Source organism: Kutzneria sp. CA-103260, assembly GCF_018263855.1.
Classification (GTDB): Bacteria; Actinomycetota; Actinomycetes; order Mycobacteriales; family Pseudonocardiaceae; genus Kutzneria.
Genome location: NZ_CP073318.1, coordinates 8485869 through 8502602 on the forward strand (window position 1 = coordinate 8485869; position 16734 = coordinate 8502602).

13 protein-coding genes are annotated in these 16734 nt (G+C 70.5%); 10 read left to right on the plus strand and 3 right to left on the minus strand.

Annotation, left to right across the window (positions count from 1 at the left end; genetic code table 11):
- Positions 1 to 85 precede the first annotated feature (85 nt).
- Positions 86 to 1231 (minus strand): TadA family conjugal transfer-associated ATPase, encoded by a 1146-nt coding sequence (locus tag JJ691_RS37345; RefSeq protein ID WP_211764228.1) that lies wholly within the window; start codon positions 1229 to 1231, stop codon positions 86 to 88.
- Complete coding sequence (gene ssd, locus JJ691_RS37350; RefSeq protein WP_249227265.1) at positions 1221 to 2297, minus strand: septum site-determining protein Ssd; 1077 nt, start codon at positions 2295 to 2297, stop codon at positions 1221 to 1223. Before ssd ends, JJ691_RS37345 begins: the two co-directional genes overlap by 11 nt.
- A 391-nt stretch (positions 2298 to 2688) precedes the next feature.
- Between ssd and JJ691_RS37355 the strand changes: the two genes are divergently transcribed.
- From JJ691_RS37355 to JJ691_RS37385, 7 genes are all read left to right on the plus strand, one after another.
- Positions 2689 to 3495 (plus strand): HAD family hydrolase, encoded by an 807-nt coding sequence (locus JJ691_RS37355; RefSeq protein WP_249227266.1) that lies wholly within the window; start codon positions 2689 to 2691, stop codon positions 3493 to 3495.
- Between the two features lie 537 nt (positions 3496 to 4032).
- Positions 4033 to 5649 carry a glycoside hydrolase family 3 protein gene (locus JJ691_RS37360; RefSeq protein ID WP_211771952.1) on the plus strand — a complete coding sequence of 539 codons (1617 nt, stop codon included), beginning with the start codon at positions 4033 to 4035 and terminating at the stop codon, positions 5647 to 5649.
- Positions 5646 to 6869, plus strand: coding sequence for an exo-beta-N-acetylmuramidase NamZ family protein (locus tag JJ691_RS37365; protein WP_211764229.1), 1224 nt, complete (start codon positions 5646 to 5648; stop codon positions 6867 to 6869). The genes JJ691_RS37360 and JJ691_RS37365 overlap by 4 nt, the downstream gene beginning before the upstream one ends.
- A 7-nt stretch (positions 6870 to 6876) precedes the next feature.
- Positions 6877 to 8544 carry a serine hydrolase domain-containing protein gene (locus tag JJ691_RS37370; RefSeq protein ID WP_211764230.1) on the plus strand — a complete coding sequence of 556 codons (1668 nt, stop codon included), beginning with the start codon at positions 6877 to 6879 and terminating at the stop codon, positions 8542 to 8544.
- Positions 8545 to 8601: 57 nt separating this feature from the next.
- Entirely contained in the window at positions 8602 to 9534 is a 933-nt protein-coding gene (locus tag JJ691_RS37375) for a MurR/RpiR family transcriptional regulator (RefSeq protein ID WP_249227268.1), read from the plus strand.
- Complete coding sequence (gene murQ / locus JJ691_RS37380) at positions 9531 to 10466, plus strand: N-acetylmuramic acid 6-phosphate etherase (protein WP_211764231.1); 936 nt, start codon at positions 9531 to 9533, stop codon at positions 10464 to 10466. The genes JJ691_RS37375 and murQ overlap by 4 nt, the downstream gene beginning before the upstream one ends.
- 401 nt (positions 10467 to 10867) lie before the next feature.
- Complete coding sequence (locus JJ691_RS37385) at positions 10868 to 12073, plus strand: IS110 family transposase (RefSeq protein ID WP_211764232.1); 1206 nt, start codon at positions 10868 to 10870, stop codon at positions 12071 to 12073.
- Positions 12074 to 12151: 78 nt separating this feature from the next.
- On the opposite strand, the gene JJ691_RS37390 is transcribed toward JJ691_RS37385, so the two are convergent.
- Entirely contained in the window at positions 12152 to 12877 is a 726-nt protein-coding gene (locus JJ691_RS37390; protein WP_211764233.1) for an oxidoreductase, read from the minus strand.
- A 114-nt stretch (positions 12878 to 12991) separates the two neighbouring features.
- Here JJ691_RS37390 and acs point away from each other — a divergent pair, with 114 nt between their 5' ends.
- The 3 genes from acs to JJ691_RS37405 all read left to right on the plus strand — a co-directional run bounded on the left by acs (position 12992) and on the right by JJ691_RS37405 (position 16724).
- Positions 12992 to 14962 (plus strand): acetate--CoA ligase, encoded by a 1971-nt coding sequence (acs, locus tag JJ691_RS37395; RefSeq protein WP_211764234.1) that lies wholly within the window; start codon positions 12992 to 12994, stop codon positions 14960 to 14962.
- Positions 14963 to 15090: 128 nt separating this feature from the next.
- Complete coding sequence (nhaA, locus tag JJ691_RS37400) at positions 15091 to 16221, plus strand: Na+/H+ antiporter NhaA (RefSeq protein ID WP_249227269.1); 1131 nt, start codon at positions 15091 to 15093, stop codon at positions 16219 to 16221.
- A gap of 14 nt (positions 16222 to 16235) precedes the next feature.
- Positions 16236 to 16724: a phage holin family protein gene (locus JJ691_RS37405; protein ID WP_211764235.1), complete on the plus strand. Its 489-nt coding sequence runs from the start codon at positions 16236 to 16238 to the stop codon at positions 16722 to 16724.
- The last annotated feature ends 10 nt before the right edge of the window (positions 16725 to 16734 follow it).

Consider the following 16734-nt stretch of genomic DNA (forward strand, 5'->3'; position numbering starts at 1 on the left):
GGCAACACGGAAGGCTCCGATCGCGAAGGGGTTGGCGGGAGTGAGGGCAATGCGTCGTTGGCGAGGGCTTTGGGGGCGGTGAGGGTCAGCACGGGAAGCCTCGTTCCGCCAGCAGGGCGGTGAGGTCGGGCCAGGCAGCGGCGGGGTGGCCGTCGAGCCAGGCGGAGCGGATGACGACGTCGTCGGGTGTGCGGGTGAGCAGTCCGATCTCGACGAGGCGGCGAGGGCCGTCGGGGCAGCGTTTGAGGTGGAGGACAACACGGATGGCGGCGGCGAGTTGGCTGTGCAGGGCGGGCCGGGAGACGCCGCCGAGGGCGGCGAGGGCCTCCATGCGGGCGGGGACCTCGGAGGGCGAATTGGCGTGCACGGTGCCGGCGCCACCATCGTGGCCGGTGTTGAGGGCGGCCAGGAGCTCGCAGACCTCGGCGCCACGGACCTCGCCGACGACGATGCGGTCGGGGCGCATGCGGAGGGCCTGCCGGACGAGTTCCTGGGTGGTGACCTCGCCGGCGCCCTCGACGTTGGGCGGTCGAGACACCAGGCGGACGACCTGGGGGTGATCGGGATGGAGTTCGCCCGCGTCCTCGATGCAGACGATGCGCTCAGCGGCGGGGACCTGAGCCAGGAGGGCAGCCAGCAGAGTCGTTTTGCCTGAGCCCGTCGCACCGATGACGAGGAAGGCGAGGCGGGCTCGGACGATGCGGATGAGCAGGTCTTCGGTGGCTTCGTCGAAGGCGCCGAGGCCCCGCAGCTTGGCGAGGTCGTGACCGGCGGGGCGGATCACCCGCAGCGACAGACAGGTGCCGTCGGCGGCGACGGGCGGGAGCATGGCGTGCATGCGCATGCCGTCGGGCAGCCAGGCGTCGACGAAGGGCTGAGCGTCGTCGAGGCGGCGGCCGGCGGCGAGGGCCAGGCGTTGGGCGAGACGGCGGACGGAATCGTCGTCACGGAAGGAGACGGTGGCGCGGCGAAGACCGTCGGGGCCGTCGATCCACACCCGATCCGGGCCGGTGACCAGGACGTCGGTCACCTCTGGGTCGCGCAGCAGCGGGGCCAGTGGGCCGGTGCCGGAGAACTCCTGGCGCAGTTCGCGAACGGCGCCCAGGGTATCCAGATCACTGGCCACCCCGCCGGTTTCGGCCCGGAACGCGTCGGCGACGACGGCGTCGGTGACGTCGCTGCCGAGCACGGCCAGCCGCTCCCGGACCCGATCGACCAGGTCACGCCGCATCGGACGCCCCGCAGAGGACCTCGAGCGCGAGATCCGCGGCCTCGGCCAGCGGACCGCGGGGTCGAGCCGGTGGCCGGCCGGCTTCCAGCGCCAACGCCAGGCCGGGCTCGGCGAGCATGCTGGTCAGCAGGTTCAGGCCGACCGTGCTGGCCACCTCGGCGGCCCGCAGCCCGCCGGGCGCCGGACCCCGCACCACGAGCTGCGCCTCGCGGCCGTCGTCGATGAACCGCTCGACCAGCCGGCGCGCGGCGGCGCACGCCCGCAGCTCGGCCGGCACCACGACGACGATCAGGTCGGCCCGGTCCAACACCGCCTGGGACGGCTCGGTCGGATGTCGGGGCAGGTCGCAGATGACCAGTTCGCCGCCACGCTTGGCCGAGCTGACCACGGTGGCCACGGCCTGCGGATCGAGCTCGGCGTTGGCCCGGTCGCAGGACAGGATGGTCAGCCGGGACTGGCCGCGCTCGTTGCCGGGCAGCGCGGAGTGCAGTGAGGAGGCGGCGACCCGACCGGCGCTGAGCTTGAGTTCCGGCCACCGCAAGCCGTCCATCCGTTCGGCCCCGAGCACCAGGTCGAGCCCGCCGGCCATCGGATCGCAGTCGACGAGCAGCACTCGGCGACCGCGTCGGAGCGCGGCATAACCGGCGGCCGCGGTGAAAACGGATGCGCCGGCGCCGCCACGGCCGCCGATCACGGCCATCACGCGGCCGGTGTCCTTGGCCGGCCCCTCGACCGCGTCGGCGATCGCGCCGGCCAGCCATGACTCCGAGTCCGGCAGGCCCAGCACGCGTTCCGCGCCGACGGCGACGCCGTGCTCGAACAACACCGGCGGCGGCGACCCGGCGGCGAGCAGCACCACGCCCGGCCGGCGCGGCAGCCCGGCCTCGCCGCAGCGCCGCGCGGCGTGCTCGTCGAGCACCACCATCGGCGCGTGGGCCCAGCCGGCCCGCACCGCGGCCAGGTCCGCCGCGCGTTCCACGTCGCAGCCGGCCGCCGCGGCGACTTTGAGCAGGTCGTCGAGCAGGTCGTCGTTGTCGACCAGGGCCAGCGGCCGCGCTCGGTCCACGTTCTCTCCCGTCCTCGTCCCACGGCGCGGAGGTGCGCCGCGGGACCAGACTCGCCGGGCCGGCGCGCGGCCGGACCCGGTCGGAGATCAACATGTGGACAACTCGGCGGCTGTGGACAACCCGGCCGATGACGATCTTCGGGTCCGGAATTGTCAGACCCGGCGGCCATACTTGAGTCGGGCGATACCTGGGCGCCGACCCCGAGATAGAGGACGACCCCCGTCAGGGGGGAGGGACGGGGGTCGCCTGAGGTTCAGTCCCGGGGGGTTGGACTGAACACGTCCGGATCTGTGGCCGGACCTCACCACTGTATCCCCCCGAAGGCCTCTCGCGCTCCCCGTTCCCGCAACAGACACGCCATATTTTCGTGACGACACCTATGCTGGCGCCGTGGATCCCAGCTCCGGCGCTCGTGTGGCGGCCTTCTTCGACCTGGACAAGACCGTCATCGCGAAGTCGAGCCTGCTGGCCTTCAGCCGGCCCTTCTTCCAGGAAGGTCTGATCAACCGGCGAGCAGTGCTCAAGAGCGCATACGCGCAGTTCGTGTTCATGCAGTCGGGCGCCGACGCCGACCAGATCGAGCGGATGCGCCAGCACATCACGGCCCTGTGCGCGGGCTGGGACGTGGGCCAGGTGCGGTCCATCGTCGAGGAGACACTGCACGACATCGTGGACCCGTTGGTCTACAAGGAAGCCACCCAGTTGATCGCCGATCACCGTGCCGCAGGTCACGACGTGGTGGTGGTCTCAGCGTCCGGGCAGGAGATCGTCGCGCCGATCGCCGACATGCTCGGCGCGACGCAGAGCCTGGCCACCCGCATGGTGGTGGCCGACGGCCGCTACACCGGCGAGGTCGACTTCTACTGCTACGCCGAGAACAAGGCGGTGGCGATCAAGCAGCTGGCCGCGGCCAACGGCTACGACCTGGCCGACTGCCACGCCTACTCCGACTCCGCGACCGACGAGCCGATGCTGGCCGTGGTCGGCCATCCCACCGCCGTGAACCCGGACCGGGCGCTGCGCAAGGTCGCCGCGCAGCAGGGCTGGCCGGTGCTGACCTTCTCCGATCCGGTGTCGCTGCGGGCCCGCATCCCCACCCCGTCCGGCACCGCCGTCGCGGTCACCGCGGTGGGCCTCGGCGCGGTCGCCGCGGCCGGCGTCGCCTGGTACGGCATCCGCCGCCGGCGCCGCGGCTGAACACCACTCGAAAAGGGCATCGGCGCAGGTCATGATCTGTGCGGGCGGCCCGTGCGGTCACACTGCGCCACTTGACCGGTGCACCCGACCGTGCCCTTGCTGTGGCGGCCGTCACGCACTACAAAGGAGATGCGGACATCGAGTCGGCCAGGGACGGAGCGGAGGAGAAGCCCCGTCCACCCCGGAAGATCTCCGTGCGCGAACGTCGGGCACCCACGCACAGCACGCCGCGGGAGGCATGTCGTCTGGGGGCTGCGTACCGGGACGCCGGACGCCGAGCACCCCACCTATACGACACTAGTTGCACGCTTGGTAACCCGATCAGTTCGCGCTGAGACTAGCGACTCCCCGGCCTCATCGAGGCCGGGGAGTCGCTGTCTTGTGCGGGCACTGGTCCGATCCAGTTAGCGCCGTTGACCGCCACACCGTGACGTCAGTAACTTGCCGGTTGATCTGCATAGTCGGTGAGAAGATTTCCGGTCACGGGAGGACGCCGTGCGCAGGACACTCGTCGCCCTACTGGCAGGGTTGGCCGCGATGGCCACCACCGTTCCCGGCGCCGCCGACGCCCAACCCGACCAGGTCAGCGCCCTGATACGCGGCATGACCCTGGCGGAGAAAGTCGGCCAGCTGTTCATGACCTACGGTTACGGCCCGACCGCCGACACGGTTGACGCCCGCAACCAGACCGAGTTCGGCGTCGACACGCCCGCCCAGCTGGTGCAGAAGTACCACCTCGGCGGCGTCATCTACTTCGCCTGGTCGGACAACGTGCAGAACCCGACGCAGATCGCCGGCCTGTCCAACGGGCTGCAGCAGGCGGCGATCGGCTCCGGCGCGCACATCCCGCTGCTGATCTCCACCGACCAGGAGGAAGGCCTGGTGACGCGGATCGGCGCGCCCGCCACCACCTTCCCCGGCAGCATGGCGCTGGGCGCGACCCGCAGCACCGCCGACGCCCGGCAGGCGGCCGCCATCACCGGCCGGGAACTTCGGGCGATGGGCGTGAACATGGACAACGCCCCGGACGCCGACGTGAACGTGAACCCGGCCAACCCGGTGATCGGCGTGCGGTCCTTCGGCTCGGATCCGACCCTGGTCTCGAACATGGTGTCCGCGCAGGTCAAGGGTTATCAGCAGAGCGTCGTCACGACGGCCAAACACTTCCCCGGCCACGGCGACGCCGCCACCGACAGCCACACCGGCCTGCCGGTCATTGACCACGACAAGGCCACCTGGGAGAAGATCGACGCGCCGCCGTTCCGGGCCGCCATCAAGGCCGGCACGGACGTGATCATGAGTGCCCACATCGTGTTCCCGAAGATCGACCCGTCCGGCGACCCGTCCACGCTGTCGCCGACCGTGCTCACCGCCATGCTGCGCGACGAGCTGGGCTACCGCGGCGTGGTGATCACCGACTCGCTGCAGATGGCCGGCGTGCGGCAGAAGTACACCGACGCCGAGATCCCGGTGAAGGCACTGCAAGCCGGCGCGGATATGCTGCTGATGCCGCAGAACGTCGGCACCGCCGTGAACGCGGTGATCAACGCCGTGCAGACCGGGCAGCTCTCCGAGCGTCGCATCGACGAGAGCGTGGCGCGGATCCTGGCCGTGAAGCTGCGGCGGGGTGTGCTGTCCAACCCGTTCACCGACGTCAGCGCCGTGGCCAAGAAGGTCGGCACAGCACAGAGTCTGGCCACCGCGCAGGCCATCACCGACAAGTCGGTCACCGTCCTGAGCAATGACGGCACGCTGCCGCTGAAGGCGAAGTCCGTGCTGGTCACCGGGTGGGGCGTGACAACGACCCAGACCCTGGCCGATGCCCTTACGGCGCAAGGCATTCCGGCCAGTAAGACCGCCACCGACTACGACGCGATCGTGGTGACGACCAACGGCGCCGCGACGGATCCCACGCAGCAGCAACAGGTCCGCAACTTCATCGCCAGCGGCAAGCCGGTGATCGCCGTCGGCGTCGGCAATCCGTACGACCCGGGCGCGATTCCCGAGGCCCACACCTGGATCGACACCTACTCGTACACGGCGGTGTCCATGCGGTCGCTGGCCCGGGTGATCGCCGGCACGATCGGTCCACGCGGCAAGCTGCCGGTCGACATCCCGAACTCGTACTCGTTCGGCACGGGAATGACCTGGTGAGCCTGTCGCGCAGAGGCTTCCTCGCCGCGTCGGCGCTGACCGCGGCAGTGCCGGCCGCGCCGGTGCAGGCCGAGCCGCAGCGGCGGCTGATGAACGGCGCAGATGTGTTGGCATCCCAGGGATATCGCACGCTGCGGGGACGCAAGGTCGGCGTGCTGACCAACCCGACCGGTGTGCTGGCCAATCTGACGCACCTGGTCGACGACATGGTGTCGCACGATGTCCGCCCCGCTGCCGTGTTCGGCCCCGAACACGGCTTCCGGGGCACCGCCCAGGCCGGTGGGTCCGAGGGGGACTACACGGATCCGCGCACCGGGATTCCGGTGTATGACGCGTACAACGTCACCGCGGACGCGCTGGCGGCGATGTACCGCAAGGCCGGCGTGGACACCGTGGTGTTCGACATCGCCAACGTGGGCGCACGGTTCTACACGTACACGTGGACGATGTTCATCGCGATGGAGGCGGCCGCCGCCACCGGGGCTTCGTTCATGGTGCTGGACCGGCCGAACCCGATCGGCGGCCAGGCGTTCGGGCCGCAGTTGGACCCGAAGTACGCCACGCTGGTCGGGTTGAAGCCGATCGTGCAGCAGCCCGGCATGACCGTCGGCGAGCTGGCCCGGCTGTTCGACGCCGAGTTCCTGACCACCCAGCTGGCCAGCCTGGAGATCGTCAGGTGCGCCGGCTGGCGCCGGGACGATCTGTTCAGTGGGCAGTGGGTGCCGCCCAGCCCGAACATGCCGACCCCTGACACGGCCCTGCTCTACCCCGGCACCTGCCTGTTCGAGGGCACGCTGCTGGCCGAGGGCCGCGGCACCTGCCGGCCGTTCGAGACGATCGGCGCGCCCGGCATCGACTGGCACTGGGCCGAGCAGCTGAACACGATGGGCCTGCCCGGGGTGGAGTTCCGCGAGGCCTACTTCGTGCCGACGTTCAGCAAGTTCGTCAACCAGACGTGCGGCGGCGTGCAGGTGCACCTGACCGACCGGCCGCGGATCGACGCCATCCGGACCGCCGTCGCGATGATCGTGACGGCCCGGAACTTGTACCCGAAGGTGTTCGGTTGGCGGCCGGACAACTGGGTAGACAACCTCAGCGGTTCGGCACGTCTGCGCAGCATGGTGGACGCGGGCGCGGGCGTCGACGACATCGTGGGCGCGTGGGCGGCCGAGCTGGCCGCCTTCCGCCGTGATCGCATCCGGTATCTGCTGTACAGATGAGGTGGACATGCGGATTCGTGCCCTCGCCCTACCCGCCGTGCTCGTGCTGGCGTTCGCGGTGACCACCAGCGCGGACGCCGGGCCGAACACGGCCCGCTTCGACCGGCCCTACCAGGGGTTCGCGCCGGCCAACACGGTGCTGCGGGCCGGGTCGCCGGCCGAGGCCGGGCTGAATCCGGGGCCGATCGACGCGTTCAACACACAGCTCGCCGGCTGGGTCCCGTCGATCTACCCCGGAGCGACGGTGTTGTTGGCGCACAACGGGGTTGTCGTCGACCGGACCGCCACCGGCGAGGCCGTCAAGTACCAGGACCTGACCACCCAGCTGCCGCCGGACCAGCAGGTGCCGGCCCGCACCGACACCATCTACGACCTGGCGTCGCTGTCCAAGCTGTTCACCTCGATCGTGGCCGTGCAGCAGCTGGAGGCCGGCCGGATCGAACTGGACACTCCGGTGGCCCACTACCTGCCGGAGTTCGCCAGCAACGGCAAGGGCTCGATCACCATCGAGCAGCTGCTCACGCACACCTCCGGTCTGATACCCGACCCGATTCCCTCGCTGTGGGCCGGATATCCGGACATCCCGTCGCGGGTGAAGGCCATCCTGGACACGACGCCGCAGGCGGCCCCCGGCACCCAGTACGTGTACTCCGACCTGAACATGCTGACCATGCAACTGGTGTTGCAGCAGGTCACCGGCAAGCCGCTGGACCAGCTGGTGCGCGAGGACGTCACCGAGCCGTTGCACATGGTCGACACCGGTTACAACCCGCCCGCGTCGAAGCTGGGCCGGATCGCCGCGACCGAGTACGAGACCGCGCCGCCACGGGGCATGGTGCACGGCTCCGTGCACGACGAGAACGCCTGGGCGATGGGCGGTGTGGCCGGGCACGCCGGCGTCTTCTCCACCGTCGACAACCTGGCCGTGCTGTCCCAGGCGATCCTCAACGGCGGCGTCTACCGGGGACATCGGATCCTCAGCGAGCACGGCGTGCAGCTGATGGAGCAGAACTTCAACCAGAAGTTCCCGGACGACTCGCACGGGCTGGGCTTCGAGCTGGACCAGATCTGGTACATGGGCGGGCTGTCCGGCCCGAACACGTTGGGGCACACCGGGTTCACCGGGACGTCGCTGGTGATCGACCCGGGCTCGCGGTCGTTCGCGATCCTGTTGACCAACCGGGTGCACCCGACCCGGAACACGCCGTCGACCAACGGGGCGCGCCGCGCCGCGGCGGAGGCGTTGGCGCAGGCCATGAGCGTGCAGGCGCCCGGCGGTGGCGTGTCGTGGTTCTCCGGGCAGGGCGGCGGTTCGACCAGCACCCTGACCACGGGAACGCTGCACGGTTCGGTGCGGGTGTCGTTCGAGGCGTTCGTCAACACCGAGCCGTCGGACCTGCTGACGCTGGAGTCCAGCACCGACGGCGGCACGACCTGGACCGCGGTGCCGCTCACGGTGCGTGGCCAGAGTGTGCCGCAGACGGCGTTGTCGGGGCAGTCCGTCCGCGCGTGGCAGCAGGTTCGGGCCCAGGTCGCCGGTTCGTCGAACGGTTTGCTGCTGCGATGGCGTTACACAACTGACCCCTCGTACGAAGGACGGGGGGTGAACGTGGCCGACATCGCGCTGAGCTGTGGCCGCACCACGTTCACGCCGGTCGGCTTCCGGCTGACGTAGCCGCAGGTCAGGGGCCATCATGTTGACCGAAACAGTTACTGTTAGTAAGTTTCCCACGTGGCATCCGCCAAGTCAGTCAGTGAGATCAGCGAGGCGAGCCCGCTGGTCCGGATCCGTTCGCTGCTGCCCGGCCTGGCCCGCGCGGAGCAGCGGGTGGCCAAGGTCGTCCTGGACAACCCGCAGGTCGTCGCCCACCGCAGCATCACCGAGGTCGCGGAGGCGGCCGGCACCAGCGAGACCACGGTGACCCGGTTCTGCAAGGCGATCGGCGTCGGGGGCTACCCGGAGCTGCGGATCGCGCTTGCCGCCGACACCGCGCGCACCGCCGCCCGGATCGACCGCGACCTGGGCAGCGACATCGCGCCCACCGACGACCTGTCGCAGGTGGTCGGCAAGGTCGCGTTCGCCGACGCGCGGGCCGTGGAGGAGACCGCCGAGCAGCTCGACATCGCGACCTTGAACGCTGTGGTGGACGCCGTCGCGAGCGCCGGGCGGGTCGACGTCTACGGGGTCGGCGCGAGCGCTTTCGTCGCCGCTGACCTGCAGCAGAAGCTGCACCGCATAGCGCGGGTCAGCTTCGCGTGGAGCGACACCCACATCATGCTGACCTCGGCCGCGGTGCTCACCGAGGGCGATGTCGCCTTCGGCATCTCGCACACCGGCGCGACCGCGGACACCGTGGAGGCGCTGCGGGTGGCGCGGGAGCGTGGCGCGACGACCGTCGCGCTGACCAACTTCCCCCGTTCGCCGATCTCCGAGGTCGCCGACCACGTGCTGACCACCGCGGCGCGGGAGACCACGTTCCGGTCCGGCGCGATGGCCAGCCGGATCGCCCAACTGACCGTCATCGACTGCTTGTTCATCGGCGTAGCGCAGAAACATCTGGACAGCGCGCGTAACGCGTTGGAGTCGACCTACGAGGCCGTGGGTGGACACCGACTCGGTCCGCGTCCCGACGGCCGCCGGAAGGCACGGGAGACAGGTAAATGACGTTGCCGCAGCCACGCGAGTCGATAGTGCGCGTCGATTCCCCCACCGAGCAGCGCAATCCCAGAACCGAGGGTATTGACAGACTGCCGACGGTGGACGTGCTGCGGATGATCAACAACGAGGACCGGCTGGTCCCCGCGGCCGTGGGCACGGTGCTGCCGGAGGTGGCGCGGGCCGTCGACCTCGCCGTCGCCACGCTGCGGGCCGGCGGTCGCATCCACTACGCCGGTGCCGGCACCTCCGGCCGGCTGGCCACCCTGGACGCTGCCGAGCTCGTGCCGACGTTCAACACTCCTCCCGACTGGTTCGTCACCCACCACGCCGGCGGCGCCACCGCGCTGCGCAAGGCGGTCGAGAACGCCGAGGACGACTCGGAGGCCGGGGCCGCCGAGATCCGGGCCACCGTGCAGCCCGGCGACGTCGTGTTCGGACTCACCGCCTCGGGGCGTACCCCGTACGTGATGGGCGCACTCGCCGCCGGCAACGAGATCGGCGCCCGGACCGTGCTGCTGTCGGCCAACCCCGCCGCCGCCCCGAGCGTGCCGGTCGACGTGCTCATCGCCGTCAACACCGGGCCCGAGGTGATCGCCGGCTCCACCCGGATGAAGGCCGGCACCGCCCAGAAGCTCGTGCTCAACGCCTTCTCCACGGCCGTGATGATCAAGCTGGGGCGGACGTACTCCAACCTCATGGTCAGCATGCGGGCCACCAACGCCAAGCTGCGCGGGCGAACGCTGCGGATCCTGCGCGAGGCCACCGGTCTCGACGAGGCCGAGTGCACCGCCGCGCTGCTGGAGGCCGACGGTGATCTGAAGGTCGCCTTGGTGCGGCTGCTGGCGGGCATCGACTCCAGGCAGGCGGCCGAGGCCCTCACCGCCACCGGCGGGCACGTCCGAAACGCGCTGGCGGCGCTAGGCGCGACCGCCAGCTGACTGCCGAAGCGCGGAGGGCGCAGCGGGATACACCCCCACCCAACCCGGGGGGCTGCCCCAGGTCCATCTTAGCTGCGGGCAGTAGAGGCGATCTTGGTCTGGGAGTTGCTGTGGACAGTCGCAGAGTTGTCCACAGTGGCGGAACCGGTCTTGCCCGACGGCATCCGCGACCCCGTTACCTTTTTCGTAGCTCCTGATCAAGGAGTCGTGGTCGCCAGGCCCGGCATGACTAACGCCCCCAGTCGAACCCATGATCCGGGGGGTGGTGTCACCGGACCTGGTGGCATCGAAGGACCGCTGATAGGGACACGGCCGCCCACCGGGCAGGTCTCGTCGTAACGTGGGTGCCGGCCATCGATGCTCGACCGGCGACCACACACAACGAACGGACGGCATGACGGATGACCAGCGATTTCGGGGTGTTCCTCGGCCTGGACGTCGGCAAGGACGCCCACCACGCCGTCGGCCTGGACCCTGCCGGCAAGCGGCTGCACGACGCCCCCCTGCCCAACAGCGAACCCAAACTCCGGGCGCTGTTCGACAAACTCGCCACCCACGGCCCGCTGCTGGTCGTGGTCGACCAACCAGCCACGATCGGCGCGCTGCCGGTCGCGGTCGCCCGCGCCGCCGGCCACCAGGTCGCCTACCTGCCCGGCCTGGCCATGCGCCGCATCGCCGACCTCTACCCCGGCAAGGCCAAGACCGACGCCCGAGATGCGTTCATCATCGCCGACGCCGCCCGCTCGCTGCCGCACACCCTGCGCCCAGTCGACGTCGGCGACGACGCCCTGGCCGAACTGGAGGTGCTGGTCGGCTTCGACGACGACCTGGCCGGCGAAGCCACCCGCATCGGCAACCGCATCCGCGGCCTGCTCACCGGCATCCACCCCGCACTCGAACGCGCAATCGGCCCCAGGATCAGCCACCCGGCCGTGCTGGAGATCCTGTCCCGCTGCGGCGGCCCCACCGGAATCCGCGCCGCCGGACGACGCAAAATCACCGCTATCGCCACCGCGCACGCACCCCGCATGGGCGACAAACTGGTCACCGCGATCCTGACCGCGCTGGACGAGCAGACGGTCACCGTCCCGGGCACCGCCGCAGCCGACACCGTGCTGCCCCGCTTGGCTGACAGCCTGAAAACCATTCTCCAGCAACGCAAACAGGTCGCTGCCGAAGTCGAGGAGATACTCGACACGCACCCTCTTGCCGGGGTCCTGATCTCGATGCCCGGCATCGGGGTCAGGACCGCCGCCCGGATCCTGCTGGAGATCGGCGACGCCTCGGCGTTCAAGTCCTCCGGCCACCTGGCCGCCTACGCCGGCATCGCACCGGTCACTCGCAGCTCCGGCTCCTCGATCAAGGGCGAGCACCCCGCCCGGACCGGCAACCGCAAACTCAAACGCGCGTTCTTCCTGGCTGCGTTCGCCGCGCTGTCCGACCCCACCAGCAGGGCCTACTACGACCGGAAACGGGCTGAGGGCAAGAAACATAACGCCGCCCTGATCTGCCTGGCCCGGCGCCGTTGCGACGTGGTCTACGCGATGCTGCGCAACCGCTCCTACTACCGGAATCCCGAACCCGTCCCCGCCGCAGCCGCGGCTTGACAACGACATAGGGACACCCCCCAGCCGCACAGGCGAATCAGCCTTTGCCGAGTGGATGCTCGCGGTCTCGCGGATGAATCAACCCTGCCCGACGGCATCCGCGATGCTCGCGGCTTCGCGGGCCCCGGCCTCCAGCGTTGAGCAGCTGAACTTCAGCCAAGCACCGACGCCCTCAGGGGTGCCGGATGAGAAGCCCTCCACTGCCGAGCGGTACTCCGAAGCCCGGCGCAGGCAGGCCACCTCGGGCACGGCCAGCCCCTTGGTGTCCAGGCCGGTACCGATCATGGTCAACCGGGCGGCGGCGCGGGCGATGACGCCGCTGACGGAACCGAAGGGGGCCAGGGACAGGAGCTCGCCGTGGACAACGGCGACGAGCACGGGGGCGGGGGCCTTGCTGCCGCCGGCGACGAGGGAGGCGAGCAGCTCCAGACGGGAGCCGCCGACCGAAGGGCGGCCCAGGTCGTCGGCACCGACGAGGTCGGCGGCGGCGAGGACGTGCAGGCGGGCCAGGGCCTGGAGGGGAGCCTTCTGCCAGGTGCCAAGCAGCGGACCGATGGCCTCGGCGACCCTCAACGACCCGGCGAGCACGGGATCGGTGACGGTGCCGGACGGGGGAATCTCCACGGCGCCGCCGTCGAGGGCGGCGGAGGCGCGGGCGGCGCGGACGGAGGCTTCGGCGGCGGTGGTGGGCCAGCCGCGGCGGTTGGCCGGGTGCCGGTGCACCTCGGCGACGGCGTCGCGAGCGGCCTCGACGGCCTCGGCGACACCGGGCAGATCCAGCAGCGGCGCCAGCGGGTCGGTCACGAGCGGCGACCCTACCGGTCGATATGGTCTAGACCTTACGGCACTGGTACGGCAGACCTCGTAGCACTAGGTTCAGCAGCAATACCGCAGGCGATATCCAGGAGGCCACGCACCATGACAGAGTCGTCCGCGTTGGACAACCTGCTCTCCGAGAGCCGGTCGTTCCCGCCCAGCGAGGAGTTCGCCGCTCAGGCCAACGCGACCGCGGCGCTGCAGCAGGAGGCGGACGCCGACCGCGAGGCCTTCTGGGCCAAGCAGGCCGAGCGCCTGACCTGGGCGACCAAGTGGGACCAGGTGCTGGACTGGTCGGGCGCGCCGTTCGCGAAGTGGTTCGTCGGGGGCAAGCTCAACGTCGCCTACAACTGCGTGGACCGGCACGTCGAGTCCGGCCACGGCGAGCAGGTCGCGATCCACTGGGTCGGCGAGCCCGGCGACACCCGCACCATCACCTACGCCGACCTCAAGCGCGAGGTCTCCAAGACGGCCAACGCCCTGCTGTCGCTCGGTCTGACCACCGGCGACCGGGTGGCCATCTACATGCCGATGGTGCCCGAGGCCATCTTCTCCATGCTGGCCTGCGCCCGCCTCGGTCTGGTGCACAGCGTGGTCTTCGGCGGCTTCTCGGCGGAGGCGTTGCGCTCCCGCATCGACGACGCCCAGGCCAAGCTGGTGATCACCACCGACGGCCAGTACCGCCGTGGCAACCCGGTCTCGCTCAAGGCGGCCGTGGACGAGGCCGTGGCCAAGACGCCGACGGTGAACAACGTGCTGGTGGTGCGCCGCACGGGCGGCGAGGTCGAGTGGTCCGACGGCCGCGACCTGTGGTGGCACGACGTGGTGGACGGCCAGTCCGAGGACCACACGCCGGAGGCGTTCGACGCCGAGCACCCGCTGTTCATCCTGTACACCTCGGGCACGACGGGCCGGCCGAAGGGCATCCTGCACACCTCGGGCGGCTACCTCACCCAGGCCTCCTACACCCACTACAACGTCTTCGACCTCAAGCCGGACACCGACGTCTACTGGTGCACGGCCGACATCGGCTGGGTCACCGGGCACAGCTACATCGTCTACGGCCCGCTGTCCAACCGCGCCACCCAGATCGTCTACGAGGGCACGCCGAACACCCCGCACGAGGGCCGGCACTGGGAGGTCATCCAGCAGTACAAGGTCTCCATCTACTACACCGCCCCGACGCTGATCCGCACCTTCATGAAGTGGGGCGAGGAGATCCCGGCCCGCTACGACCTGTCCTCGCTGCGGGTGCTGGGCAGCGTCGGCGAGCCGATCAACCCCGAGGCCTGGATCTGGTACCGCGAGCACATCGGCGCGGGCAAGACGCCGGTGGTGGACACCTGGTGGCAGACCGAGACCGGCGCGATCATGGTCGCCCCGCTGCCCGGCGTCACGGTGGCCAAGCCCGGTTCGGCGATGGGCCCGCTGCCGGGCATCGGCGCGAAGGTCGTCGACGACACCGGCAAGGAGGTCGGCCACGGTGGCGGCGGCTACCTGGTGCTGGACAAGCCGTGGCCGTCGATGCTGCGCGGCGTGTGGGGCGACGAGGAGCGCTTCCGCGAGACCTACTGGGCGCGTTTCGCCGACCAGGGCTACTACTTCGCCGGTGACGGCGCGAAGTACGACGAGGACGGCGCGATCTGGCTGCTGGGCCGGGTCGACGACGTGATGCTGGTGTCGGGCCACAACATCTCCACCACCGAGGTGGAGTCGGCGCTGGTCTCGCACCCGCGGGTGGCCGAGGCGGCGGTGGTCGGCGCGACCGACCCGACGACGACCCAGGCCGTGGTGGCGTTCGTGATCCTGCGTGGCGTCAAGGCTGACGAGGACGCCAAGGCGCTGATCGCCGAGCTGCGCGAGCACGTGTCCAAGGAGATCGGCGCGATCGCCAAGCCGCGGCAGATCCTGGTCGTGCAGGAGCTGCCCAAGACCCGCTCCGGCAAGATCATGCGCCGGCTGCTGCGGGACGTGGCCGAGAACCGCCAGATCGGCGACGTCACCACGCTGGCCGACTCGTCGGTGATGGACCTGATCTCCAGCGGCCTCAAGTCCGGCAAGGCCGAGGACTGACGACCGCTCCGAAACGGCCCGCGCGAACGCCTTCGCGCGGGCCGTTTCGCTGGCGATCAGTTAACATAATGTCAGGGTGAGCCGGGAAGTCTGGTCGGCACGTTGATCGTCGACCGCTGGAGCCGCCCGTGACCCGTTACCTGCGCACCGAGACCGTCGGCGGCCTGATCCTGCTGGTCGCGACCGCCATCGCCCTGCTGTGGGCCAACTCCCCGCTCGCCGACAGCTATCACGCGCTGCGCGAGTTCCAGCTCGGCCCGCTGACCATGGACGCCTGGGCCAAGGACGGCCTGCTGGCGCTGTTCTTCTACGTCGCCGGCCTGGAGCTCAAGCGCGAACTGGTGGTCGGCGAGCTGGCCGACCGCAGGGCGGCGGTGCTGCCGGTGGCCGCGGCCCTGGGCGGCATGATCGTGCCGGCCCTGCTCGCGCTGGCCATCAGCGGTGACGACAAGGCGTGGGCGATCCCGGTCGCCACGGACATCGCGTTCGCGTTGGCGGTGCTGGCGATCACCGGGTCGGGGCTGCCGGCGACGGCGCGGATCTTCCTGCTCAGCCTGGCCGTGGTCGACGACCTCGGCGCGATCGTCGTCATCGCGGTCGCGTTCAGCACGACCTTCAACCTGCTGGCCCTGGGCGCCGCGATCGCTCTGCTGGCCGGCTACTGGTTCCTCCAGCACCGCCGGGTCCGCAGCCCCTGGCTGTACGTGCCGATCGCGGTGGCGACCTGGTTCGCCGTGCACGAGGCCGGCGTGCACGCCACGATCGCCGGCGTCGCCCTCGGCCTGCTCACCCGGGTGAAGGCCGATCCCGGCGAGGCGGAGTCCCCGGCGGTCCGGCTGGAGCACCGGTTGCAGCCGTGGTCGGCGGGCCTCGCGGTGCCGGTGTTCGCCCTGTTCGCGGCCGGTGTGCCGATCGGGGCGGACGCGTTCCACGCGATCGTCACGGACGCGATACCGATCGCCGTGGTGGTCGGTCTGCTGGTGGGCAAGCTGGTCGGTGTCCTGGGCGCGTCGGCGCTGGCCGTGACGACCGGGCTGGCGGCCAAGCCCCGTGGCCTGGGCTGGCGGGACATGGCGGCGGTGGCGATGCTGGGCGGCGTCGGCTTCACGGTCAGCCTGCTGATGGCCGAGCTGGCGCTGACCGGCGAGGCCGCCGACCAGGCCAAGGCAGCGGTGCTGTTGGCTTCGGCGGCCGCGTCGCTGCTGGGCGCGGCCCTGGTTCTTCGGCGGAGTCGGGTGCACCGCACAGCGAACCTCTGAGGGTGCATGGCACGATGACCACCGTGACAGGCCCAGGACAGAACCCGAACGGCCACGGCGCTGGGCTGCCCCCGGTGCCGTCGATCCCGTTGACCGACGAGACGCCCAGCGACGTGGCTGGCGAGCAGTCGGTGGGCGGCCTGATCAAGGACGTGATGACCCAGGTCTCGGTCCTGCTGCGGGCCGAGATCGAGCTGGCCAAGCTCGAGGTCGGAGCCGAGGTCAAGAAGGCGCTGCGGGGCAGCGTGTTCTTCATCGGCGCGCTCACCATCGTGATGTTCAGCCTGTTCTTCCTGTTCTTCGCGATCGCCGAGCTGCTGGCCGACCTCGGCCTGTACCGGTCGGCCGCGTTCGGCATCGTCTGGTTCGCCATGCTGCTGGTCGCCGGCCTGCTCGGCTTCCTCGGCTACCGCAAGGTCAGGCGGCTGCGGGCGCCGGAGCGCACCATCGAGACGATCAAGGACACAGCCGCGGCGCTGAGCCGCCCCGGCGAGCGCTCGTAACCGCCCCGCG

Coding starts and splice junctions, on each gene's coding strand:
- JJ691_RS37345 (WP_211764228.1), bottom strand. CDS start 1,231: ATGCGGCGTGACCTGGTCGATCGGGTCCGGGAGCGGCTGGCCGTGCTC.
- JJ691_RS37360 (WP_211771952.1), top strand. CDS start 4,033: ATGGCCACCACCGTTCCCGGCGCCGCCGACGCCCAACCCGACCAGGTC.
- JJ691_RS37370 (WP_211764230.1), top strand. CDS start 6,877: ATGCGGATTCGTGCCCTCGCCCTACCCGCCGTGCTCGTGCTGGCGTTC.
- murQ (WP_211764231.1), top strand. CDS start 9,531: ATGACGTTGCCGCAGCCACGCGAGTCGATAGTGCGCGTCGATTCCCCC.
- JJ691_RS37385 (WP_211764232.1), top strand. CDS start 10,868: ATGACCAGCGATTTCGGGGTGTTCCTCGGCCTGGACGTCGGCAAGGAC.
- acs (WP_211764234.1), top strand. CDS start 12,992: ATGACAGAGTCGTCCGCGTTGGACAACCTGCTCTCCGAGAGCCGGTCG.
- JJ691_RS37405 (WP_211764235.1), top strand. CDS start 16,236: ATGACCACCGTGACAGGCCCAGGACAGAACCCGAACGGCCACGGCGCT.